We start from the raw sequence: 19414 nt of genomic DNA on the forward strand, positions 1-19414 counted from the left end.
TGGACGGCCCGGGCCATAACCAGCAGCAGCCCCGCGAGCACCACCAAGCCCCACGCGGCCGAGACGACAGCTCCTACCGGCACGCTCGCACCCCTTCCAGCACCGTGGATCGACAAGCCTCAGCCTGACATCCAGGCGATCACCGTCCGCACCCACCCGCGTGACGCCGACACCTCGACCCCCTGGAAGCGCTGGTCGCGGGACGGGCCGAACGCACGGTCATCCCGCTGACCGCGCGATGTGTGCGCTCCGCCCGCCGTCCGGGCGCGGCTTTCCGGCTTCCGGCTTCGCGCCGAGCCCCGCGTGTCGCACGATCTGAAGGTGGAGACACTCCTGCCCGCGGTCGAACTCACGCCCGCCACCACCAGAACCCTGCACGCCTCCAGCCGGAGCGCGGGGGTCAGCGCGGGCTCCATCACATGTTGCTGGCCCGGTCGGGCACCACCTGACTCCCCAGCACGTGGAGACGAGCGTCACGGTCATGTTGCCGTGCGGGCGCGGTCATGGGTGCCACGTTGCTGCCTGACTGCCACTCGTTGCAATCTCGGGGGCCCGGTGGTCTCTGACCGGCAGGGACCCGCTGGGACTGCTCGGGCCCTGGTCGTCTCACCCGCGTCGTCCTCGTGAGGACATCAGCCTGTCGCCAGCTGCGCGCCCGGCGCGGAACCCTCAGGACGCTCGTGCGGCGATGGCGGCGTACCTCCGGTCTGAACGTTGCGGGTGCTGGCGGCGCAGTCGCTCCACCTCGGTGAAGCCCGCCCGCCTCAGGTGTTCGGCGAAGGTGTCGGCGGGCCAGCGGTAGGCGGTCACGACCCGGTGGTCGAAGGTGGCGACGTGGTCGTCGCTGTCGAAGAAGCCGATGACGAGCACGCCGGTGGGGTGCAGGAGTCGGTGGAAACCGGCCAGCACCGTGCCGAGCTCCGGCGCCGGCAGGTGGATGGTCGAGTACCAGGAGAGGATGCCGGCCACGGAGTGCTCGGGAACGTCGACCTCGGTCATGGAGCCGAGCTGGAACTCCGGGCCGGGATGCTTCGTGCGAGCGTGCTCGATGAACTCGGGGACCATGTCGACGCCGGTCACCTCGGTGCCCGAGGAGTGCAGGTAGGCGGTCCAGTGACCTGGGCCGCAGCCGAGGTCGAGCACCGGTCCGGCGACTCCGGTCAGGTGTCGCCGCACGAGGTCGGTGTCGTCCTCGTGCTCCGGCCAGCCGCCGTCCGACAGCCCGATGTACTGCTTCGACAGGGTCGAGTACGCGTCACGCACCGGCTGGAGGTCCACCGCTGAACCGTAGGTCCTGACGCAGGCCGACGCGGCCGGCCACCACCACGGCCGGACTCGAGGCTCCCGTGCCGGCCTGGGAACGGGCGCGCGCGGCCGACGGCAGCGACGCGTCCACCGATCTCCCGCGCGCAAGGGATGCCTGGTCGGCGCTGACGGCCGTCGTCGAGACGACAGCGGGCGGGAGGAGGCACTCCCCCGCCGCAGGACGACTTCCCGATCTTCTCCACGAGAGGGCGATCTCAGCGCTGATGACGGCTACCGTCGGCGATCGGCACACACTCACTGACGAAGGGGTCGACATGAGCAGCCAGGAGTCGTTCTTCCCCACTCCCAGCGACGCGGTGACGGCCGACGACCCCGGCGACGCGCCGTTCGCCACACCCGTCTGGGCCGCGCCACCGCCCGACCTCATCCCCGGTGTCGCGGACCTGAGCATCGAGCTGGGTCGCTCACCGGACACCGTGGTCCTCGTCGAGGGCGCCCGCGCGTACCCCCAGGGCGTCGAGCTCCGGCTGGTGGTGCGCTTCCGTGAGACCCACCGCCGCGCGGGACGGGACCTGATCGAGCGGCTGAACCTGCACCACGGCCGCGGCAGCCTCGACCTCCTCCTCCCTGCCGGCGGCCTGCGCTGGGGAGTGCAGTTCTCCGACGGGCAGAAGGTCACCTCCATGGACGAGTCCCCCTGGGCTGCGGGGGTGCCCGACGGCGTCTCTCCTGCCGACTGGCTGGTGGACCACCCGGTCATGGACTCCCTCACCCGTCCGAGCAACTCGATGGATGCGTGGACCCGGGACATCTGGCTCTGGCCGCTGCCACCGCCCGGGCCGCTGCGCCTGGTGTGCTCCTGGCCGGATCGTGGCATCGAGGAGACGGCCGTCGAGGTCGACGCCGCGGTCTTGCGTGACGCGGCTGAGCGCTCACGCCCCCTCGGCCTCTGACGGGACCGAGCGCCTGGCGGGGAGGTTCCACACGGTGGTCGTGGGCGGGTGCCCGTGCCGTTCGACGTACCCGGCGAGCACCGCCTCACGTACGTCCTCGCCCCGGGCCATGCCGTGGACGTGCGGCGTGAGCCACCGGGCGGCCGGATCGTCGAGGCGCCCGGCCCAGGTGTCCAGGAAGGCAGAGGCGGACCACACCCCCGCGTGGTCGTCAGGCCCCTCGTGCTCACCGGTGGCCACCAGCCGGTCGTCGAAGGCGATCCAGACCCAGACGCAGCGGGGACCGATGTCCTCCCTGTCCCACTCGGCCACCTGGTGGAAGACGACGTCACGCATCGGCACCCTCCGAGGATGCCCGGCGGCACGCCGTCGGAGCGCTCCGACGCGCTGACCGGTGCTGTCCACCCGCCACGGTCCACGCAGGCGACGGGACATCGACGGCACGAGGTCGACGGCACGAGGTCGACGGCCGCACGCGAACACCCGCCACCCCGGCGGCGACTCAGCGCCGAGCACTGGCCTGGTCACGCGACGGGAGGTTCCTCGCCCTCGACGGGTTCACCTCCGCACCCCCGTACGACGGGTGCTACCGCCGACCGCCCGTGACAGCTGACGTCCTGACGCGCAACGAGCTGCGGCTCGTGGGCGCGACGTGTCGGGCCGTCGCTCGAACGGCTCCCGGTCCTGTGCGACCTGTGGTGAACGCGGGTCCAGGGGTGTACCGGCAGGCACTCCCAGCGCCGCCGGGCACCCTCTAGCGTCGACCGCACGTCCCGCCGCCGGGCTGGGCGGCAGGGCGACACGAGGAGAACGCCATGGACACCCGCACACTCGGTCAGGGCCTGCGCGTCTCAGCCCTCGGCCTGGGCTGCATGGGCATGAGCCAGAGCTACGGCCCCAACCCCGGCGACCGCGACGAGATGGTCGCCGTCCTGCGCGGTGCCGTCGAACGCGGCGTGACGTTCTTCGACACCGCCGAGGTCTACGGCCCGTACGTCAACGAGGAACTCGTCGGCGAGGCCCTCGCCCCGCTGCGCGAGCAGGTCGTGATCGCCACGAAGTTCGGCTGGGATATCCGGAACGGGACGCCGGTGGGCACCGACAGCCGCCCGGAGCAGATCCGCCGCGTCGCGGACGCCTCCCTGGCCCGGCTGCGGACCGAGCGCATCGACCTCTTGTACCAGCACCGCGTCGACCCCGACGTGCCGATCGAGGACGTCGCCGGCGCCGTCGCCGAGCTCGTCGCGGACGGCAAGGTCGCTCACTTCGGCCTCTCCGAGGCCGGCGCGGGCACGATCCGTCGCGCCCACGCCGTGCACCCGGTCACCGCCCTGCAGTCCGAGTACTCGCTGTGGACGCGCGAGATCGAGGACGAGGTCCTGCCGACCCTGGACGAACTGGGCATCGCCCTGGTGCCGTTCAGCCCGCTGGGCAAGGGGTTCCTCACCGGCACCGTCGACACCGGCACCGCGTTCAGCGCCGGGGACATCCGCACCACCATCCCCCGCTTCAGCGAGGAGAACCGCGCCGCCAACCGAGCGCTGGTGGACCTGGTCACCGAGGTCGCCACCACCCGCGGCGCCACCCCGGCACAGGTGGCGCTGGCCTGGCTGCTGGCTCAGCGCCCCACCCTGGTCCCCATCCCCGGAACCAGGCGGTTGAGCCGGCTGGAGGAGAACCTCGGCGCGACGACGCTGCAGCTGACCGGCGAGGACCTCACCCGACTCGGCGACGCCGCGGATCGCCTGGGCGTCGCCGGGGCCCGGTACGGCGAGGCGATGCAGCGGATGACCGGGCTCTGACCGCGCCGTCGTCCGGCCGGCCAGGACGGCCCGATCAGTCGGCGAACTCGACGTACCCGGTCGCGCGGTCCTCCCCCACCGCCAGCACCGGCTCCACGGCGCGGGCCCGCGCGAGCTGGGTCTCCTCCGCCCGCCACGCCCAGCGGCCCAGTCCCGCGGTGTTCGCGTGGTCGACGGCGTCGACGAAAGCCGTTGCGTCGCAGCTGTAGGGGCCGGAGGCCCACAACGGGTTGGCCTCCACGACGAGCCACCGTCGCGCTCCGCGGTCCCACGCCACGTCCAGCGCGCACACCGGCGGGCAGTCGTCACCCAGCGCGCGGACGGCCTGACCGACGAAGGTCGCCGCCTCCGGCGACCGGTCCGAGCGCAGCGACGGGCTCCACGCCCGCCACGCCACCCGGTAGGGGCTGCCCGTGAGCACCTGTCCTCCGCAGACGACGAAGCGGTGCTCGTGGTCGAGGTCGACGAGTCGGCGGCAGTACTGCACGTCTAGCCTCGGGTCGGCCCCGTCGGCCAGCGCGGCCCGGCGAAACTCGTCCACGTCCCAGACTCCCGCCGGTGCCCGCACCAGCTTCAGCAGCGCCGGCTTGAGGAACATCCGTCCCGGCGGCACCTGGTCGAGGGTCGTGGAGACCACCTCCCGCCCCAGCAGGTGCGGGTCGACGCTGCTGAGCCAGTCCCCGCTGGGCGCGGCCAGAGCCGGGGCGAGGCCGGCCAGCTGCAGCCGGGCGGCGTAGGCGTCAGCCATCCAGAAGGTCAGACGGTCGAACTCCGCAGCGACGGGAACCTCGACGGCGTACGACAGGAACAGCCGACGATCTCCGCGTCCCGGCGCCAGGCGCAGGGCGACGGTGGCCGCTCGGGCGATGACGCACAGGGCACGGGACACCCGGGTCACGCTGGCGGACGACCGCGTCGGTCGTCCACCCCTCAGCCTGCCGACGCGACGGGCGGCTGCCGGATGCCCGCGCGCACCGCGGGGGCTTGGTCGGAGGCGCGGTCCCCGTGCCGTCAGGTCCGACGGTTGCGGGCGAGGACGACGAGTTCCTGCCCGGGGCGGTCTGGAGCTTCGCGGACGTCGAGCACGTCGAGCCCCGCTCGTCGCAGGTCGTCTTCCAGCTCCGCCTCCTCCCGGAACCGCAGGGTGGAGGTGGACGTCAGCGTCTCCGACCCTCCCCGGGCGTCGGGCAGGACGTAGCGCCAGCGGAAGGTCACCAACGCGTCCTCGACGGCCACCGTCTCCACGTGGCTGTGCACCGCCCCGACGCCGTCGACGTGAGTGGTGCGTCGGGTCTGCTGCGCCGTCCACCCCTCCCACGCCCGAGCGGATCGCCGGCGGGTCTCGAACACCAGGTGCCCACCCGGGACGAGGGCGGCACGGCACGCCTCCAGCGTCGACGCCCACGCCTCAGGCTCGACGATCAACTGAGCGGTGTTGGCCGTCATGGTCACGAGGTCCCGGTCGTCCACCTGCACCGACGTCGCGTCCCCGACCTGCCACCGGACGTGCTGCGCGCCCGGCTTCCCCTGCGCCACCTCCACGGAGGCCGCCGCCGGGTCCACCGCGATGACGTCGCACCCGCGCCGAGACAGCAGCAGCGCGAAGGTGCCGGTGCCGCACCCGACGTCGAGGACTTGACCACCGGCAGCGTCGTCGCGACAGGCATGACGAGTGGCCGGTGAGAACAGGACGCACGGTGACTCGGCCGGCCTCGACGACCGTCCGCGCTCTCGTCGCCTCGGCAAGGTGGCGACGGCGATCGCCGCAGCCAGGACCGCGGCGAGCAGCCACGGCAGGGCAGGCCAAGCCGGTGGGTCGTCGAAGCTGCTGTCCGCGATGACGATGCTCTTGGCGGTCCACACGAACAGCAGCGCCAGGCTGAGCACGTAGAACGCCGCGGCCCATCGGCTCCACGAGCGCCGGCGGACGGCAGCCAGCACCGGCAAGGCCACGACGCCCAGGACCACCAGCCCCGGCCCGACGACACTGATCAGCCCCACGCTCCCGCCCTCCGCTCCACGTCGACGTGACGCCTCCCCGACGTGCAGGTGCGGCAGCGTGAGCACTGGCGTACTCGCGTTCATCAGACAATCCCCTTCACGAGGACACGCAGGCACCCCCTCGTCCTGGGCGTCCTGTGGAGCCTGCTCGCTGTCGCGCAGTGGGTCCCCGTCGACGATCGGGACTCCTCCCGCTGGCGGTTGCTGCTGCCGGTCGTCGTCTCGGTGATGGGACTCCGCTCCCTGGCGGGCTGGGTCGTGCGCGGGCGTCGGAGAGCCTCATGCTCCCAGCTCTCGACGGCCGATGACCTCGTAGGTTCGTGCCGTGGACGTCGTCGTCGAGTTCGGTGACTGGGAGCACGAGTGCTGCGGGGACGCCATCGAGCGCGACCAGGTGGTCGACGTCACGTGCCTGCTCATCGCCGTGCCCGGTACGCAGCCGCGCTTGATCGAGACCCACCACGAGATGGAAATCGGTCGACGCGTCGAGCGGATCCACGGCCGGGTGGTCGACCTGGAGGTCGTCCTGGCCGACGGAAGTACCCGGCCCATCCTCCGCGTGCCCGGTGGGAGGGCGCTCCGCGGGTTCGGCGGCGACGACGGCCACCTCGAGGACCCGTGGACCGGGGAGGTGGTGAGCTCACCGCGCGAGCACTTCCTCGTCACTGTGCGGGTGCCGGCGCGGCGCCTGCCGGACCCGTCTGCGATCTCGTGGACGTGACGCGGAGCGGACGACGCGCTGCCGTGACCCCGGCCGCCCGAGACGCGCGGGCGCCGGGAACGCGCGCCCACGGCGTCGTGAGGGCGTTGCCGGAAGGTGCCGCGAAGCAGGAAGCTTGGGGACGTGCCACGACGCTGGGTGCCCACGATTGTTCCCAACGACGTCGGCGTGGCCGTCCACGGGCCGCTGCTGCTGAGCCAGGCACCAGGCATCCGCGTCGCGCTGTCCCACGTCCAGGCCCACGCCCACCCCGTCGGGGTGATGCTGCACCTGCACCTGAGCGCCGACGGCGTGCAGGCCGAGGCCGCCAAGCGGCAGATGGTCGACAAGCCGCGCGAGCCGCTGGACCCGGCCGGCGCCAAGGCCGACTACGGCTCGGAGCCGGTGCTGCACGTGCAGCTCAACGACCTCGCCGACCGGGTACCCTTCAAGAGCTGCTCGGTGAGCACCCACGACGACCCCGTCAGCGGCGACGTCCACGTCGACCTGGAAGCCAGCTACTGGATCGGCGAGCTGCCTGCCGACGGCCGCGTCCGCGTGAGAACCTCCTGGCCGCAGGCTGGCCTGCCGCACGTCGAGCACCTCCTCGTCCTCGAGTTGCCCACCGGCGAGGACCGCTGAGCCGACCGCGCTGAACCTGGTCGCCTGAACACCGGACCGACGATCGACGCTGCGTCCTCGACCACCACCCCGCCGTCCGACGGATGGTCGGCCGGTCACTCCCTCCGTCGTGCGTCGACCGCGGCCCGCACACCCCAGGCGTAGTCCACCGGACGTTCCCAGGCTGCGAAGTGGCCGCCGTGCTCGAACTCGCGCCACGTGACCACGTCGAAGAACCGGTCGGCGAACTGCCGTGGTGCGTTCACCAGGTCCTTGGCGAACATGGTGACGACGGTGGGCACCTCCACCCGAGCCCAGTCCCTGCCCCCTCCGGCGGCATAGGGGGCGAAGGAGGTACCGATGCTGGCCGTCACCCAGTACGCGCTCACCCAGGTCAGCACCTCATCGAGGGTGAAGACATCGGTCAGCGAGCCGTCGCCGTCGCTCCAGCGGAGCATCTTCTCCACGATCCAGGCGGCGAGGCCCGCGGGTGAGTCGCCCAGGCCCACGGCGAGTGTCCCTGGTCGCGTCGACTGCTCATGCATGTACCCGCCTTCGGCCGCCTGCCACCGGGCGCCCCGGGCCGCGTACTCCTGCTCCGCCGCGTCCAGGTCGCCCGGCGGGTCATGGAGGAAGTGGTACTGCGAGACGTCGGTGAGGTGCAAGGCGGACACCGCACCGGGGTGGTGAGCGGCCAGGGCCTCGGCCACGTCGCAACCGACGTCGCCGGCGGAGACGACGTAGCGGGAGAACCCCGACTCCTCCATGGCGTCGGCGACAGCGTCCGCCATCGCCGCAGCGGACAGACCGCCCTGGCCCACCGGGGCTGCGAACGGGAAACCCGGGAGCGCCGGGGCCACCAGGGTGATGTCAGGGAGCAAGGGGAAGAGGCGCTCGAACCGCAGAACCGAGTCGGGCCAGCCGTGCAGCAGGAGCACGACCGGTGCCGTGGGGCTCGCCGGGCAGACCACAGCCCGAAGGGGGACGGCGGTGAGCTCGGTCTCCCACCACGGGTAGGAGGCGATCCGCTCCTCCTGCACTCGCCAGTCGAAGCCGTCGCGCCAGTGCTCCACCACCGCCGCGAGCAGGGCCGAGGGAACTCCGGAGGGCTTCTCGAGCTGGATCGCCGGGACGCTGCGGTACGTGCGGAGCCGTTCCCGCAGGTCGTCGAGGACAGCCTGGTCGGTGCGGATGAGGTCGTGTCGCCTCACCGGGTACCCACCGCGTCGTGGAAGGAGGTGGTGAGGTCGGCGGCCAGGAGCTCAGTCTCCTCGTGGGCGGCGACGTGGCCGCGCTGGTCACACGGGCGGAACGAGGTGGAGGTGCCGGTGAACCAGCACAGCGAGGCCTGGCTGAGCAGGTGGTCGTCGCTGGACCGGGAGGAGACGTCGCTGTCGCAGTCGCTCCAGGCGCGGTGCTCCTCCAGCAGCCAGGCCGACAGTCGCGACGTGGGGTTGCTCAGTCCCTGAGCCAGGGAGCGTGGACGGGTGCTCTGCTGGTGCGCGCAGGCACCCTCCGCCCGCGACAGTCGGCTGTGGCGTCGAGGAAGTCACGTTCCTCGTCCGACAGGCCGTCGCGGTGCTCGGGCGGTGTCCGGTCGATGTCGGGCACCCCCAGCGGGAGGGGTCCGTCCGGAGTCTTGGTCTGCACGTCGGTGGACACCAGTGAAACGTAGAGCGGGTGTCGCGAATCGTCAACACCTGTCTCGCTGTAAGCTGGTGTCGTGACGGTGGCGGCAAGGGATCTGGACCTGGTGGCGGAGTTCCTCAACACCCTCGACGAGCGGACCTTCACCCGGTACGGGGAGAACCACGTCGCCACCGACGGGCTGACCTCCATCGACGCGTTCGCGGCGTGGATGGAGGCCCGCGACCTCGGCGACAGCGGCGCCGCACTGCACTCCGCCGACCTGCAGGCTGCGCGGACGCTGCGCACCTCCCTGCGCGCGACCCTCACCGCAGCGGCCTCCGGCGACGAGGTCGACGACTCTGCTCGACAGCTGTTGGCCGGCTTTCCCCTCCACCTCGTCCCGGACTCCTCCTCCCGACTGCGGATCACCGCAGCCAGCGGGGTGCCGGGGCTGGACGTCATCGTCGAGGCGGTGGCGACCAACGTCGCCGCGGGCCGCTGGCACCGCCTGAAGCTGTGCGCCTCGGTCGACTGCCGCTGGGCCTTCCACGACACCTCACGCAGCGGCGGTGGCCGCTGGTGCTCCATGGACATCTGCGGCAACCGGCACAAGACCCGCGCTTACCGCCGACGGGCGACGAGCTGACCAGGGTCCACGAGACGTCGCAGGTACCACGCGACAGAACGGCAGAGGCCGTGTCCCGATCCCGCACCGACCATCCCTCGTGAGCACTCCACCGTCGAACCGATGCCGGCCGTGCTGAGCGCGACCGCCTGAGCAGCACCTTCCTCGGAGAGGTGGTCGAAGTGTGCATCGTCGCCGAGGACGCGAACGCCACCATGGCCGGGCTGGTGGCTCTGGACGTCGGACTCTCCCGGGTCTGGACCTTCGACGACGCCACGCTCACCACCCCCACCTACCGGGGCGGGCACAGCCCCTTCGCCCTCACCGTGTGCTTCGCCGAGAACGACGGCGTGGTCTGGAGGACTCCGTCCGGAGCCGCGATCGCGTTGCGCCACGGGGGCCGTGATCGGCTCGGGCCACGTCGACAGACGGCAGCGACGTCTCGTCCCTGCCGTCATCCTCCTCGTAGGTGTCGGCGGCCGGCTCGCACCGAGGCATCCCACGTCCAGCACGTCTCTGTCCTCGGACGCACGGGCGACTCACGGAACCGGCCGTGCGGCGACCTCACGGCTCAAGCCTGACCCGACGGGTGCCGAGGTCTGGGGGGACGAGCCGGAGGAGGCGACCGCCGTGAGCGGAGTGAGCAGCAGCAGGTTGGGCTCACTCGGGTCGTCCGACGGCAGGGCCACCGGCTCGGCCGCTGAGCGCGCCTACCGCGAGGCCGTCAAGGCCCTCGACGCCGCGCAGAAGACGCTGAACAACCACCTGGCCACCGGTGCCGACGAGGACACGATCGAGCGCGACGAGATCGCCGTCCAGACCGCGGCCGCCGCCGTGGCTGCGGCGGCGGCCGCCCTGGCGCAGGAGGAGGAGAGGGCCCGGCAGCGACGCCGGGAGGCGGACGAGCGGCGCGCGGCACCGCCGGAGACCTCAGCCGGCGAGACGGCCGCGCTGGCGTCCCTCGTGGCGGCCGGCAGGAGCGTCGACCTCTACAGCTGAGGTTCCGCGGGACGTACGACCTCGTGGCGGGCTGCCCATCCGCCTCCCGACACGGGTGCACGCCACCACCCGTCTGGCGTCAGACTGACGGGAGCGTCGGCAGTTCGCGGGCGCTGACCGTCGGACCGGGAGAACGTCGTGGACCAGGTCGCCCGATCCGTCGAGTTCCCGGACGAACTCCTGGACGACGTGGCCGGCGTGGTCGGGAGCGAGGTCACCGTGCTCGGCCGCCTGAGCGGCGGCGTCAACGCGGGTGCCGTGCGCGTCCAGCTCGCCGGCCGCGCCGACGCCGTGCTGAAGGCGGTGCCGACGGCGGACCCGCACGACCTGGCGGGCACCCTGCGCGCCCGCAGAGTCGTCGAGCACGTGCGTGCGTACGGCTACCCCACCCCCGCCTGGCTCGCGGTGGGGGCCACCGCCACCCACGTCTGGAGCCTCGTCGACGTCGTGGACGCCGCTCCGGCCGAGGAGTTCACCCCGGCCCTCGTCGAGCAGCTGCTGGCGGTCGTCGAGCTCCAGGCCGGCCTCGCCTCCGAACCGTACGACCACTGGTCCTACGCCTGGCGGCTCGCGACCGGTGGAGGAACCCTCCTCGCCGGTGTCGACCCCGACGAGACGCCGGAGCAGGCGCACCTGCGCGCGTCCGTGGCCAGGCTCGGGGGGTACTCCCCCGCGGTGTCCGCCCTGGTGGTGCGCCTGCGGCTCGTCTGCGCGGGCGTCCCGGCGCCGACGGGGGCACCGGACGTGGTCCACGCCGACCTCAACCCGAGCAACGTCCTGGTCCGCGGCGATGCGGTGGTGGCCGTCGTGGACATCGGGAACGCAGGGAGCGGCACCCGCGCCATCGACCTCGCGACGCTGCTGTGGCACGCGTTCCACGATCCGCTGGACGGTGCCCGACGGCAGGTCTGGACGAGGATCCTCGACGTCGTCGGGTGGGAGGACGCGGCTGTGATCACCGCCAGCCGGGTCCTCCTGGAGCTCGAGTGGCCCATCCGCGTCCAGCGTCACGACGCCGTCGCCGCGGTGGTCGACCGAGGGCACCGCCTCCTCGACGAGCTGATCGCCCTCCGCTGACGGTCATCGAGCGGGCCGCGCCGCGGTGGTGGAAGCCGGACCTGAGGTTCGGCCCGGGCCTCACCGGGTCAGGGACGACGCGCGCCCCGGCCGGCCAGGAACTCCGTCATCGCGGCGGCGAACGCCGAAGGCCGCTCCCGCCAGGGCTGGTGCCCGGCACCGTCGACCACCACCAGCCGCCCGTCGGGCAGCGCCTCGACCAAGGCCTCGACCGCCTCCACCGGGCGCGGGTCGGTACTCCCGTGGAGCACGAGCACCGGAGCTCCGATCGAACCGGCCTCGGCCAGCTCCACGTCCAGCCCCCGTGCCGACAGCTGCGGCCACAGGGCCCGGTTGCACGCCGTGGTCAGGGGCAGCCGCGTGCTCGCCGCCTCGTACGCCCACCGCTCAGCCGCCTCCCCGGGAGCGGCGTCGGGCAGCCAGGTGAGGGCACGCCAGTGCACCTCCTGCTCCCGCGTCCGCGCCGGAGCACCCATCGCCTCGAGCTCGTCGAGGTGAGCCGCCTGCTCGGCGCTCAGTCGGGACCGGGAACGGGTACGGAACTCCGCGCGCTGCGCCGGCCAGTCCAGACCCACCCCGGCGCAGTAGATCAGCGACTCCACACGATCGGGGTGGGCGGCGGCGTAGGCCAGTGCGAGACCCGCCCCGGAGGAGTGCCCGAACACCGTCCACCGCTCCTGTCCGTGGTGCCGACGCAGCTCGTCGAGGTCGGACACGTACTGCGCCAGCCGGTACTCGCGGACGGCGGAGGACCGCCCGCACCCTCGCTGGTCGTAGCGGTAGGTGCCGACCTCGCCGAGGAGGTCCGCCACCGGAGCCAGGTAGTCCCACATCCCCGGCCCACCGTGCAGCAGCACCACCGCCGGCGCCCCCGGTCGCGGCCTCGACGCCGTCCACAACACCGCGCCGTCGCTGAGCCGCACGTGCTCGACGAGGTCCGTGGTCATGGGGGCACGCTCGCCGTCGAGACCCGTCCCGTCAACACGCGTGGCGGTGGCTACCGTGCGAAGGCGCGGAACGGGTTCCGGACGCAGAGGTCGTCGACGACGTCCGCGCCGACACCCGCCGCCCGCAGCGCCGGCAGGAACGAGCCGGTCAGGTCCGTGAACGGCCGGGGGGTTCCGCCGCCCGGCAGGGCCGGGTCGAACCACCCCGCGTCGTGGGACAGCAGGACCTGGCCGGCCTGTCCCGCTTCCAGGCTGTCGAGCACCATCCCGAGCGTCTGCGCATCGTCGCCCTGCCCGATGTCATCGAACTCGATCCACGCGCCGCGGTCCACGATCGCCTGCCGCACAGCGGGATCGGTGATGGTCTGCGTGTGGATCGACAGGAACCGGTCCGGCGCCAGCCCCTCCGCCACGGCCAGGTCGATCTGCCCCAGCACGACCTCGCCGTCCGTGGTGTGGGAGCCGACGAGGGCCCCGGTGCGCGCCGCGGCCCGGGCGGCGGCCCGCACGACCCGCTCCTCGACCGGCCGGATGCCGTCCTCGGCCGCCGAGATCTTGATGAACCCGGCGAGGACGCCGGAGTCCTCGACCCCCTCGGTCAGTTCACGGTGCAACCACGCCTCGAGCTCCTCGTCGTTCGCGCCGTACACCCACTGCGGCACCCACGGTTCCCGGTAGACCCCGGTCGCGACCACCACGGGCACGCCCGTGCGTCGGCTCACCTCGCGGATGAGGTCCACGCGCCGACCGAGGCCGGGAGGTGTGCACTCGACGAGCGCGGTGACCCCGGCAGCGGCCGCCCCGGCCAGCAGCGGTTCCACGACCGACGCGAACTCCGCCGGGTCGGCCTGGGCGAAGCCGGGGGTGTCGGCGGGGCGGAAGTCGACGAGCAGGTGCTCGTGCGGCAGCACGAGACCCACGTCCCGGGCGGCGAGGGGGCCGAGGGTCGTGTGCAGGTGTCGTTCCCGCGCGGCGGTGTCGAGGGGCTCCGGCACGTCGTCTCCCGGGTGCGGTGGTGGACCGTGGTCAGGGCTCGACATCCTAGGAGTCCGCTCGCGGCGTCGCGGTCGGCGGGGACGCACGGCCGGGCGTCGAACGACACGAGCCGGCGACGCGGGACGAGCCGGCTCAGTCCAGGCAGAACTCGTTGCCCTCGACGTCCTGCATGACGAGGCACGCCTCGTGCTCCTCGTCGGCGGGCAGCAGGTGCAGGCGCTGGGCGCCGACCGCCACCAGTCGAACCGCCTCCGCCTCGAGGGCGGCGACGCGCTCGTCTCCCGTCAACCCCACGGCGACCCGCACGTCGAGGTGCAACCTGTTCTTGACCACCTTGCCCTCGGCAACTCGCTGGAAGAACAGGCGCGGGCCGGCTCCGTCCGGGTCCTGGCACGCCCAGGACGCGCCCCGCCTCTCCACGGGGAGGGCGGCGTCGAGGGCCTCCCACGAGTCGTACCCCGGCGGGACGGGAGGGTCGACGTAGCCGAGCGCGGCCTTCCAGAACTCGGCGACCGTGCGGGGATCAGCGCAGTCGAACGTCACCTGCACCTGCTTCACGTCCGTCATCGACCCAGCCTAGGACTGGCGACCGCCCTGGGCGGACCGTTCCGGGCTCGTGGTTGCGGACGCGCCCCCCGACAGATCGGCCTGGGACGACGGCACGGGTGCGCCTCGGGAGCGGGCGGCCCTGCTGGCGTGGTGGGACGAGTCCGTCGAGCACCTGCTGAGCGTGCTGCGCGGAGCCGGCCCGGACCGCGCCTGCTGGACGTGGTGGGACGACTCGCCGTCGCCACAGACCGCGGGAGCCTGGGCGCGGCGGCAGGTGTGCGAGATCGCCGTGTTCACCCACGACGCCCAGCTCACCGCGGGCGCCCCGCAGCCGCTGCCGGAGGAGGTCGCCCTCGACGGCTTCGACGACTGCCAGTTCACCCTCTGCGCCACCACGGTCGCCTGGCCCCACGAACCCGCCGTCGTCGACCACCACGCCACCGAGGGACGCTCCTGGCGCCTGCGGCTCTCCCCCGACGGCGCCCGTCGCATCGTCGACCGACTCGCCGCGTGGTACCCGTCCGTGTGACCAGCGGGACGGGGCGTCTGGAGCGGGGGTGACCATCTCGTGCAGGTGCCGCCGGGACCGCCGGCCGGGACCGGCCGAGCGGCAGAGTGCTCTCGTGGAGTGGAGACGGCTCACGATCCTCGTGACGGCGGCCGTGGCGTTCGCCATGGCCGGGTGCGGCGAGGACGGTGACCTGACCCTGCGCAACGACGGGCCCGACGACGTCAGCGTCGTCTGGGAGGAGGGTTCGTTCTCCGTCCAGGCCGGGGGCGGGGTGCAGATCCTCGACTCCGGGTGCACGGACGAGGACGTCGTCGTGACGTTCCCCTCCGGCAAGGTCGTCACGGTCACCGGCCCCGTGTGCCCCGACCGGGTGATCGTGATCGAGGACGACGACCTGGAACTGCGTGCACCGTGAACGGCAGCGGCGGCGACGAACCGCCCGCGCGGTTGCCGTCCACGTGTGCGGTCGCGTCCGCGGTCAGGGCCTCACACGCTGCGGTGCAACGGGAACCACGTGGCGGCGTAGTCGACCAGTTCTCGCACCGGCAACAGGTGCGCGAGCCCTGCGCCGACCCGGGCGCTGCGACGCAGACCCGACGCCCCCGCGAAGTCCTCGACGACCCGCTCGAAGTCGTGGGCGCTGACCTCGAGCTCTCGCCAGGCGCGCCACCGGCGCTGCCCGTCGAGGAGGAGCGGGGCGCCGTTCTCGACGTGGCGCTTGCCCGGGTAGTCGCAGCGGTGCTCGGCGAGGTGCAGGGCGGTGCAGCTGGCGGCGCTGACCCCGAGCAGCAGGACCTGGGCACCCACGTCGTAGAGCACGGCCAGCGGGGAGCCTTCCCCCATCGGCTCGGACAGGTCGTGCTGCGCGGTCACCCGCGCGTCGAGGCGACCGGCGGCGGCGAAGGAGCGGTGCGGGTGAGCGCTCCGCACCGTGCCGGGCAGGGTGCGGAAGTGCTCGGCGACGACGCCCATGTTCTTGCTCGGGGTGGTGACCGGGTCGTAGCAGGGCAGGTGCTCACGCACGAGCGGCCACCACCGGGAGTCGGTCTGCCGCAGCAGGGCCGGATCGCACAGCTGCCAGGACTGGACCGGCATCACCAGGGTTCCCCGGGGCCCCACCGCGGCGCGCAGGGCGGCGACGACGGTCTCCTCACCGCCGACGACCCACCCCAACGCCGAGAGGGAGGTGTGCACGATGAGCGTGGCCCCTGCTTCGACACCGAGGTCGCGGAGGTCCCGCACCAGCGACTCCGTGGTCGCCGGTGGCCTCGCCTGCGCGTCGTCCTCGGCGTGCCCGTCCCGCCCGTCGGCCTTCCTCACCGCGCTCACCCCTGCCCTGTCGGTCGATCCGCGCTGACCCCGAACCTCAGCACGCCCTCCGCGCCGGCAGCACCCCGGGCTCTGGTCGCCACGGTGCCGCGGTGGTTGGTTGGTGTCCGTGACCGACGAGGAACAGGGTTCGCGGATCGTCAGCGCCAGCCGCGAGGTGCGCGCCGCCGCCGAGGTGGTCTTCGAGCTCATCGCCGACCCGGCACGACAACCGCGGTGGGACGGCAACGACAACCTGGCCGACGCCGCCGAGGGGCAGCGCGTCCGGGCCGTCGGGGCGGTCTTCACCACGACCCTCACCCGCGGCGGGGTGCGGGAGAACCACGTCGTCGAGTTCGAGGAGGGGCGGCGCATCGCCTGGATCCCCGCGGAACCAGGTCGGACCCCGCCCGGGCACCGGTGGGCCTGGCTGCTCGAGACCGTCGACGCGTCCCGCACGCGTGTCACCCACACCTACGACTGGACCCGCCTCACCGACGAGCAGCGCATCCCCCGGGCGCGGGCGACGACGGCGGCCCAGCTCGAGGCGTCGCTGTCCCGGCTCGCGGCCCTGGCCGAGCAGCGCTGACGACGACTCGGCGCGACCCGTCCACCTCACCGACGTCGCCGCGCCGTCAGCTGCCAGAAGCGGGCGGTGCGCCAGAACGGCTCCCGTTCGCACAGCGCGAGTTCCAGCGTGAGGAGACGGGCGTAGAACTGCGGGTCGCGCTTGAGGTCGTCGTCCGCGACGAGGTCCATCACACAGCGGACGCCGAAGCGGTGCTCGACGTCGCACCCGACGTCCTTCAGCGCCTCCTCGACGGTGGCGGCCTCCACCCGCCGCATGGCGTGGTCGAACGTGACCCCGTGCACGGTCGGAGCGTCGAGGACGGCCAGTGCCGCTTCGGGATCGGTGCGGCGGACGGCGGCCGACAGCACGTCCATCGCGGGCGTGGGAGCCATCACCGAGACGACGCCCCCGGGGCGCAGCAGCTCGGCCACCTGCCGGACCGTCCCCGGCACGTCGGCGCGGTAGTGCACGACGTTGTGGCAGATCACCACGTCGAAGCTGCGGGCGAGCGGCTCGCCGTCGAGGCGCACGGCGCCGAGGTCGTCGATGTCCGCGCACAGGGTGCGCAACCGCCCGCGGACGCCCGGTGCCGAGGCCTCCTCGGCACGGCGGAGCAGTTCCGGGTCCTGGTCCAGCACCAGGACGTCGTGCCCGGACCGGGCCAGAGGGAGGCTGTCGGCACCGTCCCCCCCGCCCACGTCGATCACCCGCGACGTCGCCGGTCCGGGGGGCAGCACGCGCCCGAGGGTGTGGGCGACGACCTCGTAGCGCAGGCGGCCCCACGGCTCCTCCTGCCACCGGGCCCACGCCGCAGCGCGGCGCCCGAACACCTCCGCTGTGGTCTCGTCCGCCGTCACGCGGGCGACGCTACGCAGTGGCGGCGGGCCCGTCGAGGACCGCTCCTCGGGCGCCCTGCAGCGGTCCTCCGGGTGCAGACGCGCGCCGGGTGACCTGGCGCCGGGTACCGTCCGCGGGTGTTGCCGCCGGGGTTGAGCATGCTGTGCGAGTCCGTGGAGCCGGCGGCCGCGCTGCGCGACCGGTTCGGCCTCTACCGGTCACGCCGGAGTCGCCGCGTGGGTCGTGGAGGCGCTGGCGACGGCGTGGGACCTCGAGGTCGAGGACTGCTCGCGCACGGTCATCAGCGACCAGAACGCCGTCGTGTGGGTGCGGACCGACCGCGGTGACCTGGTGGTGAAGTGGTCCCGCGCCCCGGACCGGTTCGCGCGGCTGGAGGCCTCGACGGGGTTGCTGCGCACCCTGGCCGAGCACGGAGTGCCGGTGGCGGTGCCCGTGCCGACGGTGTCCGGCCGCGACCGCGTGACGCTCCCGGGGCCGGCGGGACCCCTGTCCGTGACCGTGCTGCCGGAGCTGGCGGGGACGTGGCTCGACGTCGCCGACCCGGCGGCGGTGCGGTCCGCGGGAGCGTGCCTGGCGCAGGTCCACGACGCCCTGCGCGACGTCCCGTGCCACGACCCGCCGTGGACGCGACCCGCCACCGGGTTGCGCGAGCGGGTCGAGGGGTGGCTGCGCACCGACGACCCGGGGTTCGCCCCGGGGGCGTCGGCGCGCCTCGCGGAACTCCTGCCGCGGTGCCCGGAGCTGCAGACCACCCCGCAGCTCGTGCACGGCGACTTCCGGGCCGCCAACGTCCTCACGCTGGATTCCCGGGTCGTCGGGGTCCTCGACGTCGACGACGTCGCCGTCGCGCACCCGGTCGAGGACCTGGCCCGCGCCTCGGTGTACCTCGCGACGCGGTTCACGGGGTGGGGCCCGACGTCCCCGGCCGTCCGGGCGGAGCTGCGAGCGGGTTACGAGTCCGTGCGTCCGCTCGCCGCCGCCGAGGCGCGGTGGCTCGAGGCGCTCCAGGTGTGGCAGGGGCTCCTCGCGGTCCTCGGCCCGGACGACCCCGCCGGGTGGGCGGCGCTCTGACGGCGGGGCGGCCTCCCTCAGCCCCGCAAGGGCTGGTGGGCGCGACGCCAGGAACCCTCGAGCTCGGGCGCGACGGGCCGGCGCCGGCGCAGGACTTCCGGGAGACGTCGGGCCAGCTCGACCACCTCGTGGGCGAGGTGACCGTCGTGCACGGCCCGGGTGAGCAGGGACGCGGTGTCCCGCAGCGCGACCCGCAACGGCCGCCGCAACCAGCTCACCAGGACGCTGTTGCGCTCCTGCACCGCCCACCGCGGCGGGGTCACCTCTCCCGCCGGGCCGTGCAGCGCCTCGACGTCGTCGAGGTAGCACTGGTCCCACCCCGCGGCGGCGAGGTCGAGGGACAGCAGTTCCTCCTCCCCGCCGAAGAAGATGAGCTCGTCGAAACCGCCGACCTCGAGGAACGCCGATCGCCGGACCACGCTCGCGCACGCCGCGAAGCCCAGCACCGGCGGACCCGGCAGGTCCGCGCGCCGCCCGAGCGGCGCGGACGCCATCTTCACCGACGCCCGGTCCGTCTCGCCGCTGGGCACGAGCGTCGCGCGGGCCGCGACGAGGCCGAGCCGGGGGTGCGCCTCGAACGCGGCGGCGGCGCGCGGCAGGGCCTGCGGCGCCCACCAGGAGTCGTCGTCGGAGAACGCCACCAGCGACGTCCGGGCGCGGCGGACGCCCTCGTCGCGGGCCAGGGCACCCCGGTTGTGCGGCAGGCGGACCACGTCGAGACGACCGCTGCCCCCGAACTCCTCCTCGGCCGCATCGGCGCTGCCGTCGCGGGAGGCGTTGTCCACGAGGACCACCGCGGGCGCACCCGGGAGTTCCAGCAGGTGCCGCAGCGTGCGGCGCAGGGACTCCCGGCGGTCCATCGTGGCGACGACCACGGTCACGTCGAGCGGTTCGGCGGGGTTCGGCACGCCGTCCATGGTCCCCGGACGC

General features: G+C 73.4%; 23 protein-coding genes. 12 read left to right on the forward strand and 11 right to left on the reverse strand.

Annotated elements, in window-relative coordinates:
* Positions 1-669: 669 nt before the first annotated feature.
* Positions 670-1278: a methyltransferase domain-containing protein gene (locus GTR02_RS08605; RefSeq protein WP_166607075.1), complete on the reverse strand. Its 609-nt coding sequence runs from the start codon at positions 1276-1278 to the stop codon at positions 670-672.
* 68 nt (positions 1279-1346) lie between these two features.
* Here GTR02_RS08605 and GTR02_RS08610 point away from each other — a divergent pair, with 68 nt between their 5' ends.
* Positions 1347-2219 carry a hypothetical protein gene (locus tag GTR02_RS08610; RefSeq protein ID WP_166607076.1) on the forward strand — a complete coding sequence of 291 codons (873 nt, stop codon included), beginning with the start codon at positions 1347-1349 and terminating at the stop codon, positions 2217-2219.
* Here the strand turns inward: GTR02_RS08610 and GTR02_RS08615 are convergent.
* A complete protein-coding gene (locus GTR02_RS08615) occupies positions 2199-2561 on the reverse strand; it encodes a hypothetical protein (RefSeq protein WP_166607077.1) in 363 nt (120 codons plus the stop codon). The genes GTR02_RS08610 and GTR02_RS08615 overlap by 21 nt on opposite strands.
* 473 nt (positions 2562-3034) lie before the next feature.
* On the opposite strand from GTR02_RS08615, the gene GTR02_RS08620 reads away from it, so the two are divergent.
* Positions 3035-4021, forward strand: a complete 987-nt coding sequence (locus GTR02_RS08620) for an aldo/keto reductase (protein WP_166607078.1) — start codon at positions 3035-3037, stop codon at positions 4019-4021.
* A 34-nt stretch (positions 4022-4055) separates the two neighbouring features.
* Here the strand turns inward: GTR02_RS08620 and GTR02_RS08625 are convergent, their stop codons facing one another.
* Together GTR02_RS08625 and GTR02_RS08630 are read right to left on the reverse strand one after the other, a co-directional pair.
* Entirely contained in the window at positions 4056-4910 is an 855-nt protein-coding gene (locus GTR02_RS08625; protein ID WP_166607079.1) for an ATP-grasp domain-containing protein, read from the reverse strand.
* Between the two features lie 122 nt (positions 4911-5032).
* Positions 5033-6022, reverse strand: a complete 990-nt coding sequence (locus GTR02_RS08630; protein ID WP_338073685.1) for a class I SAM-dependent methyltransferase — start codon at positions 6020-6022, stop codon at positions 5033-5035.
* A gap of 325 nt (positions 6023-6347) precedes the next feature.
* Here GTR02_RS08630 and GTR02_RS08635 point away from each other — a divergent pair, with 325 nt between their 5' ends.
* Positions 6348-6743 (forward strand): hypothetical protein, encoded by a 396-nt coding sequence (locus GTR02_RS08635; protein WP_166607081.1) that lies wholly within the window; start codon positions 6348-6350, stop codon positions 6741-6743.
* 123 nt (positions 6744-6866) lie between these two features.
* Positions 6867-7364, forward strand: a complete 498-nt coding sequence (locus GTR02_RS08640; RefSeq protein ID WP_205708881.1) for a hypothetical protein — start codon at positions 6867-6869, stop codon at positions 7362-7364.
* Between the two features lie 95 nt (positions 7365-7459).
* Here the strand turns inward: GTR02_RS08640 and GTR02_RS08645 are convergent, their stop codons facing one another.
* Complete coding sequence (locus tag GTR02_RS08645; protein WP_166607083.1) at positions 7460-8554, reverse strand: alpha/beta fold hydrolase; 1095 nt, start codon at positions 8552-8554, stop codon at positions 7460-7462.
* A gap of 117 nt (positions 8555-8671) precedes the next feature.
* Here GTR02_RS08645 and GTR02_RS08650 point away from each other — a divergent pair, with 117 nt between their 5' ends.
* From GTR02_RS08650 to GTR02_RS08665, 4 genes are all read left to right on the forward strand, one after another.
* The gene (locus GTR02_RS08650; protein WP_166607084.1) at positions 8672-8812 is read left to right on the forward strand and encodes a hypothetical protein; all 141 of its coding nucleotides are present in this window, start codon (positions 8672-8674) and stop codon (positions 8810-8812) included.
* A gap of 254 nt (positions 8813-9066) precedes the next feature.
* Positions 9067-9618, forward strand: coding sequence for a CGNR zinc finger domain-containing protein (locus GTR02_RS08655; protein ID WP_338073686.1), 552 nt, complete (start codon positions 9067-9069; stop codon positions 9616-9618).
* A 609-nt stretch (positions 9619-10227) separates the two neighbouring features.
* Positions 10228-10596, forward strand: a complete 369-nt coding sequence (locus GTR02_RS08660; protein ID WP_205708882.1) for a hypothetical protein — start codon at positions 10228-10230, stop codon at positions 10594-10596.
* Between the two features lie 138 nt (positions 10597-10734).
* On the forward strand, positions 10735-11673 hold the full coding sequence (locus GTR02_RS08665; RefSeq protein WP_166607086.1) for a phosphotransferase: 939 nt from the start codon (positions 10735-10737) through the stop codon (positions 11671-11673).
* A 68-nt stretch (positions 11674-11741) separates the two neighbouring features.
* On the opposite strand, the gene GTR02_RS08670 is transcribed toward GTR02_RS08665, so the two are convergent.
* From GTR02_RS08670 to GTR02_RS08680, 3 genes are all read right to left on the reverse strand, one after another.
* Positions 11742-12620, reverse strand: coding sequence for an alpha/beta fold hydrolase (locus GTR02_RS08670; RefSeq protein WP_166607087.1), 879 nt, complete (start codon positions 12618-12620; stop codon positions 11742-11744).
* A 50-nt stretch (positions 12621-12670) separates the two neighbouring features.
* Complete coding sequence (locus tag GTR02_RS08675) at positions 12671-13615, reverse strand: phosphotriesterase family protein (protein ID WP_166607088.1); 945 nt, start codon at positions 13613-13615, stop codon at positions 12671-12673.
* Positions 13616-13748: 133 nt separating this feature from the next.
* Entirely contained in the window at positions 13749-14183 is a 435-nt protein-coding gene (locus GTR02_RS08680; protein WP_166607089.1) for a VOC family protein, read from the reverse strand.
* A gap of 49 nt (positions 14184-14232) precedes the next feature.
* Between GTR02_RS08680 and GTR02_RS08685 the strand changes: the two genes are divergently transcribed.
* Together GTR02_RS08685 and GTR02_RS08690 are read left to right on the forward strand one after the other, a co-directional pair.
* On the forward strand, positions 14233-14694 hold the full coding sequence (locus GTR02_RS08685) for a maleylpyruvate isomerase N-terminal domain-containing protein (protein ID WP_166607090.1): 462 nt from the start codon (positions 14233-14235) through the stop codon (positions 14692-14694).
* 94 nt (positions 14695-14788) lie between these two features.
* The gene (locus GTR02_RS08690; RefSeq protein ID WP_166607091.1) at positions 14789-15091 is read left to right on the forward strand and encodes a hypothetical protein; all 303 of its coding nucleotides are present in this window, start codon (positions 14789-14791) and stop codon (positions 15089-15091) included.
* A gap of 71 nt (positions 15092-15162) precedes the next feature.
* Here GTR02_RS08690 and GTR02_RS08695 read toward each other — a convergent pair whose 3' ends face one another.
* The gene (locus GTR02_RS08695; protein ID WP_205708884.1) at positions 15163-15996 is read right to left on the reverse strand and encodes an AAC(3) family N-acetyltransferase; all 834 of its coding nucleotides are present in this window, start codon (positions 15994-15996) and stop codon (positions 15163-15165) included.
* Between the two features lie 118 nt (positions 15997-16114).
* On the opposite strand from GTR02_RS08695, the gene GTR02_RS08700 reads away from it, so the two are divergent.
* Positions 16115-16573 carry an SRPBCC family protein gene (locus GTR02_RS08700; RefSeq protein WP_166607093.1) on the forward strand — a complete coding sequence of 153 codons (459 nt, stop codon included), beginning with the start codon at positions 16115-16117 and terminating at the stop codon, positions 16571-16573.
* A gap of 26 nt (positions 16574-16599) precedes the next feature.
* Here the strand turns inward: GTR02_RS08700 and GTR02_RS08705 are convergent, their stop codons facing one another.
* A complete protein-coding gene (locus GTR02_RS08705) occupies positions 16600-17412 on the reverse strand; it encodes a methyltransferase domain-containing protein (protein WP_166607094.1) in 813 nt (270 codons plus the stop codon).
* Positions 17413-17635: 223 nt separating this feature from the next.
* Between GTR02_RS08705 and GTR02_RS08710 the strand changes: the two genes are divergently transcribed.
* Positions 17636-18484: a phosphotransferase gene (locus GTR02_RS08710; RefSeq protein ID WP_205708885.1), complete on the forward strand. Its 849-nt coding sequence runs from the start codon at positions 17636-17638 to the stop codon at positions 18482-18484.
* A gap of 17 nt (positions 18485-18501) precedes the next feature.
* Here the strand turns inward: GTR02_RS08710 and GTR02_RS08715 are convergent.
* Positions 18502-19414, reverse strand: a 913-nt coding sequence (locus GTR02_RS08715) for a glycosyltransferase family 2 protein (protein ID WP_205708886.1), incomplete at its 5' end; no start/stop codon positions are given.

It is taken from the genome of Kineococcus siccus (genome assembly GCF_009906795.1).
Classification (GTDB): Bacteria; Actinomycetota; Actinomycetes; order Actinomycetales; family Kineococcaceae; genus Kineococcus; species Kineococcus siccus.